Raw genomic sequence first — 12,577 nt, 5'->3', positions numbered from 1 at the left:
ATTGTTGTTATGTGATTTACCAGGTGCCGTGCATTGTCACCCAGCGGCACAGGGAGACACCCTGTTCACCCGCACAACGCAAAGCGGAAAGCGCAGACCAGTTACTGTGCAGACGCATCATTTCCAGCGCCCACGTCAATCCGGACTGATCAGCCCCAAGCCCAAAGACAGCTGCAGCAGACTGTCCAGCCGGGTCAGTTCCACGCCGCTGAGTTCCGCGATGCGCTCAAGGCGATAACGCAGGGTATTGCGATGAATCCCCAGAGCCGCTGCGCAGCTCTGTACCTGACCATGATGGGCACACCAGGACTCGAGCGTTTCACGCAGCGTACCGTTACTGTCCTGGGCCAGCACCTGTTTCAACGGCGCCAGCCAGCCCTGCAGTAGCCAGCTGTTGCGCTGGGCATAGAGCAGCGTCGGCAGACGATGCTGCTCAAGGCACACCAGGCGCTGTGACGGATGGCGCGCCCGGGCGAAGGCCTGCAGATCACGCAATGCCAGACAAGCCTGGCGCAGTTGTCCGAGCGAGTGCACCGGGTCGCTGACCAGCAAACGAGCCACACCCCAGCCCCGCTCATCGGCGCTTTCCAGCCAGTGGCTGTCAGCACGGCCTGCCGCCAATGGCCGGCACCAGAGCAACTCGCGCATGCCCAGTGGTGCGCACAAATGCTCGCTCTTGCCGGTCAGCACGCCGAGCAGGCGTGCCTGCTGCGCCAAGGGTTCGCCCTGCACCTGCAACTCCAACAGGCACACCTGACGTGGCCAGCCGAGTGCCAGGCCCTGGCGCTCGGCATCCGCCGCCAGCGAACCGAGGGCAACCGTCGGGTCGAACAACTGGCGCAACCAGGCATCCAGTTGATGCCGCTGCCAGTGACGCTCGGCTTGTACCTGGCGTTGCTCGACCAGCATCTCCGCGGCCATGCGGACCAGCTCGGCATAGGGCCGTACCACCTCGGGCGCCCCCGTGATGCCCAGTACGCCGATCAGATCATCGGCATGCAGCAACGGCAGGTTGACGCCCGGGCGCACACCGCGCAGACAGGTCGCGGCCTGCTCGTCGATCTCCACCACCCGTCGATTGGCCAGAACCAGTTGCGCGCCTTCATGCCGGGTATGCAGGCGCGCCGGGTCACCGCTACCGATGATCATGCCCTGGGCATCCATCACATTGATGTTGTACGGCAGGATGGCCATGGCTCGATCAACGATGTGCTGGGCCAGGGTGGAATCGAGTTCGAGCATCGTGCGGCCTCCGGAAGGAAGCCGCCATTGTAGGCAGAATGAATGGCCTCAGGGAGCCAGGCGCTGACGCAACCAGGCTTCGCCCTCGCGGCGATAATCGAGACGGTCGTGCAGCCGGCTGGAACGGCCTTGCCAAAATTCGATTCGCTCGGGCAGCAGGCGATATCCGCCCCAGTGCGGTGGGCACTCGGGAGCGTGATCGGCAAAACGTCGCTCGGTCTGCGCCAGCAGCCCCTCCAGCTCGGCACGGTCATGGATCACCCGGCTCTGTGGCGACGCCCAGGCGCCCAGGCGGCTACCCAGTGGGCGCACCTGAAAGTAGGCGTCGGACTCGGCAGGCGAAACCCGTTCTACCCGGCCTTCGATACGTACCTGGCGCTCCAGGGCCGGCCAGAAGAAGGTCAGTGCAGCGAAAGGGCTAGCCTGTAACTGCTCGCCTTTGGCGCTCTGATAATTGCTGAAGAAGGTGAAGCCCCGCTCATCGAGCCCCTTGAGCAATAGCACACGGCAGTGCGGACGACCCTCAGCATCGACGGTCGCCAGGGACATGGCGTTGGGTTCTACAGGAAGTTGCTCGGTTTTCACCGCATCGGCGAACCAGCTTCTGAACAGCGCGAGGGGCTCCAGTGGAGCCTGATCCTCACTCAACCCGTCACGGGTATAGTCACGGCGCATGTCGGCCAGGGTCTGAGTCATGAGAATGCTCTCGGAAGCGACAAAGACCCTAGTCTAAAGGTGTAACGCTTATTTGGCTTGATCTGAGGCAACCACTTTCTTGGCATCGGCCAGCTTGGTGGTGCTCTTGTCTGCAGGCTTGGCGGTGGCTTTGGCTACTGCGGGTTTAGCCGCTGGTTTTGCTGCCGGTTTGGCAGGTGCCTTGGCCACGGCCTTGGCAGCGGGTTTGCTCGCCACCTTGGCGGCAGGTTTTGCGTCAGCCTTGGCAGCCGGCTTGTCTGCAACGGCAACAGCAGTAGCATCGGCGGCCGCTGGGGCCGGATCGGGACGGCTGTACTGGGCGATCAGCGCGCGCAGGGTATCCTGACGGGTCAGGAGGATTTCCACACGACGGTTCAGCTCACGACCATTGGCACTGTCGTTGGCTGCACGCGGCATGTCCGGCCCCATGCCTTTGACCATCAGGCGATCTTGCTTGAGGCCGCTGAGGCGGAAGATGGCGGTGAAAGCTCGTGCACGCTCGTGGCTCAACTCGCGGTTGGTTTCCAAGGCGCCGCTGCTGTCAGCATGGCCCAGTACCAGAACGCCGACCTTGCTGTCTTTTTCCAGCACCTTGGCTACACGAGTGATCGGGCCGAGGGTGACCGGCAGCAGCATGCCCGGCCGATCCGGGTTGAATGAACCCTTGACTGGCGCGGTGACGACCAACAGGTTCTCGCGACGCTCGATTTCGAAGTTGCTGTCCTTGACAGCCTCACGCACCAGCGGCTCGTACTCATCCAGCCAAGCCTGAGTCACCTCGGGCGGCGGCATCGGCGCGGGCTTGGGGTCTTCCTTCTTCTCGAACAGGGAGCAACCTGTCAACAGAACGCAAAGCGCCAGCGCGCAAGTCTTGTAGGAAAGCATCGGTCATCCACATCTAATCGGTCGAAGTCACCCGGGGCAACCCGGAGTCAGCAGCTAAAAGCCATATTGCGCAAGAGTTTAGCCGCGATTGTTAAAAACACTTGCATAAGATACCTGCAAGTTTCTGTGCCCGCGGATCCATTAAGACGAACGGCCCCAAGTTATTCGTAACGAAACCCACAGCCACATCACGCTGCGGATCCGCGAAACCGGTCGAGCCTCCAGCGCCGGGATGGCCGAAAGCGCCCGGCCCCATGCCATAAGTGGCATTGGCTACAGCAGGTTGATCGAGCATGCAGCCAAGGCCGAAACGCGTCGAGGTCAGCAGCGTCTTGTCTTCACCAACACTGTGCTCACGGGTGAGTTCGGCCAGCAGTTCGCTGTCGAGCAGGCTGCCATCGAGCAAACCGCTATAGAAGCCAGCCAAGCTACGGGCATTGCCATGGCCATTGGCAGCGGGCTGCTGCATGCGCCGCCACTCAGGCTTGTTGGTACTGGTCATGATCGACGGCGGGTTGGCGAACGCCCGCGTAGTCATCGCCTGAGCATCGCTCATCATGGTTTTGAGCATGCGCTGCGCCGCAGCATCGCCGACATTGCCCTTGCCTCGGCTGATGGTCGCCACGCGGTGGAACTCCTCATCGGCCAGGCCAACATGGAAATCCAAGCCCAGCGGTTTGGCGGTGCGCGCGACGATCGACTCGCCTGGGCCACGCCCTTCGATGCGCCGGATCAACTCGCCGATCAGCCAGCCGTAGGTGATCGGCGCGTAACCATGCCCTTCACCGAGCGCCCACCAGGGGGCCTCGGCCGCCAGCGCGGTAGTCATGGTTTGCCAGTCATACAACGCTTCGGCTGGCAGGTTTTCGCGTATCGCCGGCAGACCGGCTTGATGGCTAAGCAGATGGCGCAAGGTGATGCGCTCTTTGCCCGCTGCCGCGAATTCCGGCCAATAGCGAGCTATCGGGGCATCCAGCTCCAGCTTGCCTTCGCCAACCAGCTGCAGCGCGGTAACCGCCGTGAAGGTTTTGGTGCAGGAAAACAGGTTGAGAATGGTATCGCTGTGCCAGACCTGCTGGCCGTCCTTGTCGGCGACCCCGGCCCAGATGTCTACCACGGTTTCACCGCCGACCTGCACGCAGAGCGCTGCACCGCGCTCCTGAGGATCGTTGAAAAGTTCGGCGAAGGCGTCTTTCACTGCTTCGAACTTGAGGTCGAAGTAACCCTGAATCTGCACTGCTTGCTCCTGCGAGGGAGGCGCCAGGCTCGCCTGGCGCCCGATAGTTAAGGCTTGGGCGCTTCCGCCGGCTTGGCTTCAGGCTCAGCTACCGCGTCCTTGACAGGTACTGCTTCAGGCTGCGGCTCCTTGGCGGCGTCCTCAAGCACTTTGGTCGGCACGCTCAGGTTGGCCTTGCGTACCGCCTTGACGAAGCCGTCCCATGGCTTGTCAGTGATCGCCACCAGCCCCAGGTGACCGTTCTCGCCATCGAGCAAGCGCCCGGTTACCGGTTGATCGAGGTACTGGAACCAGTGCACGCCAACGATCTGCGGCTCTTCGAGAGCCTTCTCCAGGAAGTGGGCATAGGCTGGGCCGCGCTCTTCTTCCTTGTACACCTCGGAGACGCCGCCCCAGAACGGGCCACGGTCGCGAGAGCCAAAGTGGAACTCGGTGACCAGCATCGGCTTGTCGAGTTTGCGCAGCGCTTCAAAGTCGTAACCGTGCTGTGGCTCGCGGGTGTAGAAGTTGAAGCTCAGCACGTCACAGTACTCGGCGCAGGCTTCCACCGCTTCGGGGATGCTGGCGGAGAAACGACCACCGAGCAGCAGATGGTTCGGCGTGTGCCAGTCGAGCGAATCGGCGATGGTCTTGAAGTAGGTATCCGCAAACAGACGCAGGAAACGCTTCATGTCGTTTTCGATGGCCGGGTAGGCCGGGTTTATCGGCGGCGCCTGGAAGCCCGGATCCTCCATCAACTCCCAGGCCTTCAGCTCGATACCCCAGGCTTTCGACAGCCCTTCCTGGTTGCGGTACTTGTCGCGCAGTTGCTTCAGGAAGGCACGCTTGGCCGGCACGTCGGTGGTCAGACGCAATGTCGCGTATGCCAGCGCGTAGCGCGAAAGCGGATCGTCCGCCGGCCCTGCCCAGGCCAGTTCATTGTCGGCGTAGTAGCCCATCACCCAAGGATCGTCACGATGATCACGGGTGGCGATGGCGATGGCGCGCTCGGCGGCCATGGCGAATCGAGGATCGAACGGGTCGGGCATGCCGCCCCACCAATCGATCCCGGTGCTGATGGTCGCGTAGTCACCGTGAATGGACAGCGGAATGCTATACGGCATGCGTTTGTCGACGGCGAAATCGCTCTCGCTCCAGTTACCCAGGGTGTTGAACCCCCAGGCCTGCAGACGATTCTGCGCCCGCTCGCGCCAGACTTTAGGCTCCTGAGCGCCATAGGTGCGCTGCAGGTTGGCACCGTAGAAATCGTACCAGCGGCCACTGTCGAAGGCGCGGCCACGATTGGCGCCGGTATCGGACTGGTTGTCGCTGCTGCCGTAGAACGCAGCCAGCGGTTCGCCTTCAGCCGGCAGCGCGCTGAACATCTTTTCACGGCCTTCGATGTAGGTCTGGCTTTCGCTGCCAATGACCGTGTTAACACCCAGGGAATAGAAGGGATTGCCCTCTGGAGTGATCAGGAACCAACGCCCGGCACGCCTCTCGGTACGGAAAAAGCCGCTGGCCTCGAAGGACGGCCCGCCAATCCAGCCGCCGTAGTTGTCCTGCTTCGGCCGATCGGCCTGCCAGGCTTGCAACTGCTTGTCTTCCTGAGCGACGCCCTGACGCAGTTGATCGTCGTTCTTGATCTTGCCCGGCCAGTCGCGGCGGGTGAACTGGCCGTAGCTGTCGACGATACCGCGGTAGGCTTCTTCCAGGTCGGCGCTGTCACGCACACCAAAACGGCCCAGCAGCAGGTGCTGAGCAGCTTGTGGATTGGGGATGGAGAGTGTTACCGCGGTGACCTTGGCCGGATCGATCTCACCACTCACGGTTTCCGCCAACAGCAGCAGGCGCCCATCATGACGCCACGGCATCACGGCACCGGCACGCATACCCTGTGCCCGCGGCGAGGTGGCGCCCAGCGGCACCAGCAGCGTCTGGGCCGGCCCGGCTGGCAATGCAATCTGAGTGGTCAGGCGCTTGCCGTCAGCGCTTTCGATGCTGACATCAACGGTCAGCGCCCAGTCCATGGCGTTCTGCACCCGCAGGCTCATGGCACTCGACTCGACCAGTCCCAATTGCCGCTCTGCGGCGTCAGGCGCAAGGTCGGTCGCTCACCCGGATTGAACGTGGCGCGGCGCAGGATTTCGCCCTCTGCAGCGCTTTCCGCAGTGACGCTGGGCAGGTAGGCGTTGTCGCCGCCGACCTGCACCGCATCCATCGGACGCACGAAATTGAAGAGTTCCTGCCGGTCAGCGGCGCTGCCCATCGCCGGCAGGCCGAGCAACGCGACCAGCGCCAGGCGCCCCATCGCCAGGGGTTGTCGAGGACGGGCTGCAGCGATGCACAGTGACAGTACTTTGGAAACCAGACCGTCGGTGGACGCGCGCGCTTCGCACTGCACCGAACGATCGGCCGACAGCAGCCAGGTGTTGACCTTCAAGACCCCTTCTCCCCGCAACTCGACAGATAAGAATGGCCCGCGACAGTCCCGCCACGAGCCCTTTGTCGCGCTTCACGCGCGAAGCGGCAATAGTGCGCCAGATGGGGGCCTGACCGCAAAGCCCGCATGTCGATTAAGGGCCATTTTGGTGCCTGTTTTTTTACGCCGTCACTGGGACGGCGTCAGGAGATTTCCCGGCGAAACGGCGGCAAGGCGTTGAGAATCGCCTTGCCGTAACGCTGAGTGACCACCCGCCGATCCAGCAGGGTGATGGTGCCGCGATCAGCTTCGGTACGCAGCAGGCGCCCGCAGGCCTGAACCAGCCGCAAGGAGGCGTCGGGCACGGAGATTTCCATGAACGGATTACCGCCCCGGACCTCGATCCACTCCGCCAGCGCTGCCTCGACAGGATCATCCGGCACGGCGAAGGGAATCTTGGCGATCACCACGTGCTCGCAATAGGCGCCAGGCAAGTCAACACCCTCGGCGAAACTGGCAAGACCGAACAATACGCTCTCCTCACCGCTGTCGACCCGCGCCTTGTGCTTGTTGAGGGTTTCCTGCTTGGACAGGTTGCCCTGAATGAACACCCGCTTGCGCCAGTCGCGCTCCAAACCATCGAACACGTCCTGCATCTGCCGGCGCGAGGAAAACAGCACCAGGGTTCCGCGCGAGCCCTGCACCAACCCAGGCAACTCACGGATGATCGCAGCCGTGTGCTCAGCGGCATTGCGTGGGTCGGCCTTCAGATCCGGCACCCGCAACACGCCTGCGTCGGCATGGTGGAACGGGCTCGGCACGACCGCGGTAACGGCCACCTTCGGCAAACCGGCACGCATGCGATAACGGTCGAAGGTGCCCAGAGCAGTGAGTGTCGCCGAGGTCACCAAAGCACCATAGGCCACGTTCCACAGATTGCGCCGCAGGGTTTCGGCGGCGAGGATCGGGCTGGCATTGACCTCGATATCGAACAACGCACCACTATCGGCAAGGGTCAGCCAGCGCGCCATCGGCGGGCTGTCTTCCGGATCTTCGCTGGTGAACGCCAGCCACAGCTCCCAGGTGCCCTTGGAGCGCGCCAGCAAGCTGCCGAACAGCGGGTACCACTCTTCGGCCTGATGGCTGGCGATACCGATGCTGCCCTCGCCGTCCATGGCCTCCTTGAGCTTTTCGGTCACGCCGGTGAACAGGTCGGTGAGTTTGGAAAAGCCTTTCTTCAACTCCAGGCCCAGTTCGATCAGGTGTTCGGGCACGACCCCACCGATAAAGCGATGGCGGGGCCGCTCGCGCCCCTCCATGTCCTCGCCCGGCTTGAAGTCAGCGACCTGTTCACAGGCACTGAACATGAACTGCTGATGGGTCTTGAGCTCGCGCGCCAGCTCCGGCACCTGCTCGATCAGCCTGCCGAGATCACCCGGCAGGGGATGCTGGGCCAGCAGCTTGCTGAGATTCTTGGCGATTTGCTCCAGCCAGTCGGCGGTTGAGCGCAGCCGGGTGAAATGAGCGAAATGACCGATGGCCTTGTCCGGCAGGTGATGGCCCTCGTCGAACACATAAAGGGTGTCGCGTGGATCGGGCAGCACCGCACCGCCGCCCAGGGCGAGATCCGCCAGCACCATGTCGTGGTTGGTGACGATAACGTCGACCTTGCCCATGCCTTCGCGGGCCTTGTAGAAGGCGCACTGGCCGAAGTTGGGACAGTGCCGGCTGGTGCACTGACTGTGATCGGTGGTCAGTTGCGCCCAACGGCTGTCTTCCAGCTCTTGGGGCCAGCTGTCACGGTCACCGTCCCATTTATTACCGGCGAGTTTCTCGATCATGGTGGTGAAGAGCTTCTGCCCTTCTTCGTCGACGTCGATGCGAAAACCTTCTTCCTCGAACAACTGAGCGGTGGAACTCTGCGCCTGACCTTCCTGCAGCAATACGTCGAGTTTCGACAGGCACAGATAACGGCCGCGGCCTTTGGCCAGCGCGAAGCTGAAACTGAGCCCACTGTTGCGCATCAGATCCGGCAGATCCTTGTGCACGATCTGCTCTTGCAAGGCCACGGTGGCCGTGGCGATCACCAACCGCTTACCCGCCGCCTTGGCGATAGGGATAGCCGCCATGCTGTAAGCGACCGTCTTGCCGGTACCGGTGCCCGCCTCCACCGCGACAACGGCAGGCTCACCAATACGGCGCTCCTCGTCATCGGTCTTGATGGTACCGAGCACCTTGGCTATTTCAGCGATCATCAGGCGCTGCCCATAGCGCGGCTTGAGCCCCTTGGACTCGAGAAAACGGGAATAGGCGCCCTGGATCTGGGACTTGAGTTCGGTACTGAGCATGAAGAACTTAGGCTAAAAAGGCTGGATATATTTTCAGTGTTTGCAAACGGCCGCTATCATAACGCGCCAATCGCCCGCGCGCTGACTCGCTTGCCGAAACCGGATGAAGAGCAGCGCCTGGCCAGACTTTCTGAAACCCGATCAGCGTATTGCAACTGGCCATCGAGCCGCAGCCAAGCCAGTGTCGCGCCTTCGCGCAAGACTAGGTGCGCACCAGCCAATGCAACATGATCAGGCCTGTAACCGGAGTACATGAATGCAACCTTATTCCCTCATCTACACCCTGCACCTACTCGCTGCGCTGATCTGGGTCGGCGGCATGTTCTTCGCCTGGATGGTACTGCGCCCAGCGACCGGCGCCACGCTGCAGCCCGCGCAGCGACTGACGCTGTGGCTGGACGTGTTTCGTCGTTTCTTCGTTTGGGTGTGGGTCGCGGTTGTGCTGCTGCCGATCAGCGGGGTCGGCATGCTGCACATGGGCTTCAGCGGCTTCGATGGCGCGCCACGCTATGTGAACGTGATGATGGGGCTGTACCTGGCGATGCTGGCGTTGTTCCTGCGTATCCAGGCCCTGCAGTTGCCGGCGTTGCGCCGCGCAGTGGAAGCCCAGGACTGGCCGGCGGGGGGCACCATACTGGGCCGTATCCGCCGGTTGGTCGCAATCAACCTGCTACTGGGGCTGGCAGTGGTGGCGATCGCCGCAGCCCGCCCCAGCTTCTAGAGCCTGGTCAAAAGCTGCGCATCGGCACTCAAACAGCGCTCAAGCGCTGATCAGAAACGTACGATATCCAGCCGCCCGTCATGCCCGGCCGCGCCGGGTTGGCCTGCCATGCCGGGCCGACCATCGCGAGCACCGCTAGTGCTGTAGATCCAGCAGCCTTTACTCGCGCCACCAGCACCAGCGTTGCCTGCAACACCAGCCGGGCCGCCAGCACCGCCTTCGAGCCGCGCCTGCAAATGTTCGATGGGGAAATCCGTCGGAACCTCCAGACGTACCTGCCCACCCGGCGCGCCGGGATGCCCATCGGTGCCGTTCTGACCATTATGGCCTTCACTGGCCTGTCCCCAGGCACACCCACCAGCCTTGCCGTCGGCGCCGTCCAGCCCGGCATAACCAGAAGCGCCGCGACCGCCACGGGCATCAAGCAACCACTGATCGGTGTTGACCGCCTGTAGGCGAATGACCAGCGTACGCCCAGGTAGCGCAGCACGCTGGGCGGTACCCGGCGCCCCCGGCGCACTGATCTGCGCGCCCGCGGCGATCTCGCCGGAGCCGATATCCAGATGCAGGCTGTCGTTGGACGGTGCGATGGCAATCTGCGCTTCATGACCCAGATACAGTTCGTCGATGCGCAACTCGCTCACACCGACCGGCACCAGCAAGGTGCCGTTGTCGGCAATCGTCAGGCGCTTCAATTGCAGCACGCTGCCCTGCGCAGGCAGGCGCATGAAGTTGTGGGAATCGACTTCGATAACTGCCTCGGCCAACGCCAGCAATGGGCAGCAGAGGGCCGCCAACAGGATCAGCTTACGCATGAGCGGTCTCCTCGGGGCTCACCTGCACAGCCGTGATGGCAGCTGCCGGGAGTGTCCATATCTGGAAGATGCCGAAGGCCAGCACCTGCGCTCGCGCCACGGCGACTCGCGGCTGGGCGCGAAGCAACCCATTGAACAGCGCCAGCTCGACGACATGCAACGCAAGTACGGCAGCGCCAGCGAACGTCAGCAGTTGGGCGAAAGGTTGAGCGTATGGGTCGATCAGATTGGCAAGCACGACACACCAGAACAGTGTCGCCAAGAGTTTGCCCAGCCCCGCGATAGTCTTCATTCCCCGCCCCGACCGCTTATGAGTGTGCGGCACATTACTGTGTTTGCGGGTAAGGAAACCAGAGGGCCTGACGAAAACGATGCCCATTGCGTGGCATCGTGCTCCTGACCGGCATGAAGCCGGTCAGGACTCTCACGAATGTCGAGGCTGGCTTATGGCCGTGCTTCGACTTCCGCTTCCACGCGACGGTTGATCGCACGGCCTTCTTCAGTGGCGTTATCAGCAACCGGACGGCTTTCACCATAGCCGACTGCGTTCACGCGGGTACCGCCGACACCATACTGATTGACCAGTACGTCACGCACGGCCTTCGCACGGCGCTCGGACAGAGCCTGGTTGTAAGCGTCAGTACCAACGGAGTCGGTATGGCCTTCAACCACAGTAGAGGTTTGCGGGTATTGCTTGAGGAAGTCAGCCAGGCTCTGGATATCACCGAGGCTTTCTTGCTTGACTTGAGACTTGTCAAAATCGAACTTCACGTCCAGCTCGACACGTACCGCTTCAGCGACCGGCTCAGCAACCATCACCGGCTCTTCGACGATGGTTTCTTCAACCATCACCAGTTCTTCCTGGCCATCAGCCCCATGTACCCAGCAATAAGCGGCAGCGAAGCCTGCACCGATTACTGCACCACCACCCGCCCAGGCCGAGCTTTCGATAGCACCCAGCGCAGCACCACTGACGCCACCCACGGCGGCACAGGTTGGCCAGTCGGATTTCTGGACACCAGCACACCCCGTCAGAAGGGTCGACGCAATGATCAGGGGTACCGCTTTCCTTGTAATACTCATATGCAAGTCTCCTAATGGAAATCGGCGCTAAAACCGACACTCTGGATTAAAGACGCCCGTTTTAAAATCTGCCAGCAGCGTTACGACAGCCAAGCAGAACGAACAGTTCTAGTTGATTGCATCCGTGCGCGGTAGTCTTTTGTGATTCCTTCGAGGTTTTCGATGAGCCACATCACTTCTACCCGTACGCCACAACAATCGCTGGCAGCTCTACTGCAGCGCTATGAGCCCAAACGCCTGCTGCTAATTGGCGCCAGCGAACAACCTGCCGTCAATGCCTTCAGGCAAGCTCACCCACAGAGCCTGATCGCCCATGCCGCCACAGGCAACCTGCCCGCCGAACTGGCCGGACAACGTTTCGATCTCGCGATCGTGGTCGATTGCCTGGAGCACATGCCCAAACGCGAGGGCCTGCAACTGCTCGGGGGTATACGCAATTTGAATGCCAGCCGCATGGCCGTGCTGGTCGACCTGCAGGCAAGCGGCTGGAAAGACACCGATTTCTTCGGCCTCGCGCTGCATGTCAGCGAACGCTTCGCGCGCGATGAACAGATCCTCAGTTTGTTCACCTACGATCTGCTCGACTACAAGCAGGCCCCCGACTGGCTGAATGCCAAGTTCTGGGCCAACCCGGAAAACTTTGGCAAGTACTGGTGGTAAGGATGGAGATCGAAGCCCCGGCGGGCTGCCCCTGCGGTAGCGGCGACTCGTTGCAGGGCTGCTGCGGCCGCTATCACGATGGCACGCCAGCGCCCTGCGCGCAGAGTCTGATGCGCTCGCGCTATAGCGCCTACGTGCTCGGCAACATCGACTATCTGGTGGCAACTTCGTTGCCCGCCCAGCAGGCGAAACTCGACGTGGAAGGCATCCGCGCCTGGAGCCTGCAAAGCACCTGGCTGGGTCTGGAGGTTGAATACTCGGAGTTGCTGGGTGGCCAACCCGAGCATGCCAGGGTGACCTTCATCGCCCGCTGGCACGACGCCGCCGGCGAGCACAGCCACCGTGAATGCTCCGCTTTCGTGCAGAATCAGGGCCGCTGGTATTTCATCGACCCGACCGTAGGGCTGCAGGCCGGGCGCAACGATCCCTGTCCTTGCGCCAGCGGGCAGAAGTTCAAGAAATGCTGCGCCGGCTATCTATAACTGCAAC

At 62.2% G+C, this 12,577-nt stretch carries 10 protein-coding genes and 2 pseudogenes; 3 read left to right on the top strand and 9 right to left on the bottom strand.

Features of this window, described 5'->3' with window-relative positions:
* Nucleotides 1-135: 135 nt before the first annotated feature.
* The 6 genes and pseudogenes from ACZ0AI_RS23575 to dinG form a co-directional block, all read right to left on the bottom strand.
* Complete coding sequence (locus ACZ0AI_RS23575; RefSeq protein ID WP_463563936.1) at nucleotides 136-1,242, bottom strand: sugar diacid recognition domain-containing protein; 1,107 nt, start codon at nucleotides 1,240-1,242, stop codon at nucleotides 136-138.
* A 48-nt stretch (nucleotides 1,243-1,290) separates the two neighbouring features.
* Entirely contained in the window at nucleotides 1,291-1,938 is a 648-nt protein-coding gene (gene pdxH / locus ACZ0AI_RS23570) for a pyridoxamine 5'-phosphate oxidase (RefSeq protein WP_463563935.1), read from the bottom strand.
* 48 nt (nucleotides 1,939-1,986) lie between these two features.
* On the bottom strand, nucleotides 1,987-2,730 hold the full coding sequence (locus tag ACZ0AI_RS23565; RefSeq protein ID WP_463566013.1) for an OmpA family protein: 744 nt from the start codon (nucleotides 2,728-2,730) through the stop codon (nucleotides 1,987-1,989).
* A gap of 184 nt (nucleotides 2,731-2,914) precedes the next feature.
* Nucleotides 2,915-4,060, bottom strand: a complete 1,146-nt coding sequence (locus ACZ0AI_RS23560) for a serine hydrolase domain-containing protein (protein WP_463563934.1) — start codon at nucleotides 4,058-4,060, stop codon at nucleotides 2,915-2,917.
* Between the two features lie 47 nt (nucleotides 4,061-4,107).
* Nucleotides 4,108-6,350: pseudogene (locus tag ACZ0AI_RS23555) on the bottom strand (beta-agarase).
* A 314-nt stretch (nucleotides 6,351-6,664) separates the two neighbouring features.
* Entirely contained in the window at nucleotides 6,665-8,809 is a 2,145-nt protein-coding gene (dinG, locus tag ACZ0AI_RS23550) for an ATP-dependent DNA helicase DinG (RefSeq protein WP_463566197.1), read from the bottom strand.
* Nucleotides 8,810-9,065: 256 nt separating this feature from the next.
* On the opposite strand from dinG, the gene ACZ0AI_RS23545 reads away from it, so the two are divergent.
* On the top strand, nucleotides 9,066-9,530 hold the full coding sequence (locus tag ACZ0AI_RS23545) for a CopD family protein (protein WP_463563933.1): 465 nt from the start codon (nucleotides 9,066-9,068) through the stop codon (nucleotides 9,528-9,530).
* A gap of 50 nt (nucleotides 9,531-9,580) precedes the next feature.
* On the opposite strand, the gene ACZ0AI_RS23540 is transcribed toward ACZ0AI_RS23545, so the two are convergent.
* The 3 genes and pseudogenes from ACZ0AI_RS23540 to ACZ0AI_RS23530 all read right to left on the bottom strand — a co-directional run.
* Entirely contained in the window at nucleotides 9,581-10,345 is a 765-nt protein-coding gene (locus tag ACZ0AI_RS23540; protein ID WP_463563932.1) for a collagen-like protein, read from the bottom strand.
* Nucleotides 10,338-10,637, bottom strand: coding sequence for a DUF1145 domain-containing protein (locus tag ACZ0AI_RS23535; RefSeq protein WP_463563931.1), 300 nt, complete (start codon nucleotides 10,635-10,637; stop codon nucleotides 10,338-10,340). The genes ACZ0AI_RS23540 and ACZ0AI_RS23535 overlap by 8 nt, the downstream gene beginning before the upstream one ends.
* 152 nt (nucleotides 10,638-10,789) lie before the next feature.
* A pseudogene (locus ACZ0AI_RS23530) lies at nucleotides 10,790-11,146 on the bottom strand (OmpA family protein); the annotation flags it as partial.
* 444 nt (nucleotides 11,147-11,590) lie between these two features.
* On the opposite strand from ACZ0AI_RS23530, the gene ACZ0AI_RS23525 reads away from it, so the two are divergent.
* Together ACZ0AI_RS23525 and ACZ0AI_RS23520 are read left to right on the top strand one after the other, a co-directional pair.
* The gene (locus ACZ0AI_RS23525; RefSeq protein WP_463563930.1) at nucleotides 11,591-12,088 is read left to right on the top strand and encodes a DUF6231 family protein; all 498 of its coding nucleotides are present in this window, start codon (nucleotides 11,591-11,593) and stop codon (nucleotides 12,086-12,088) included.
* Between the two features lie 2 nt (nucleotides 12,089-12,090).
* Complete coding sequence (locus ACZ0AI_RS23520; protein WP_463563929.1) at nucleotides 12,091-12,570, top strand: YchJ family protein; 480 nt, start codon at nucleotides 12,091-12,093, stop codon at nucleotides 12,568-12,570.
* Nucleotides 12,571-12,577: the final 7 nt, after the last annotated feature.

The sequence above is a fragment of the Pseudomonas sp. AC355 genome, from assembly GCF_979258205.1.
The sequence above is the reverse complement of the archived record's forward strand: the minus strand, read 5'-3'. Positions and strand labels throughout refer to the sequence as shown.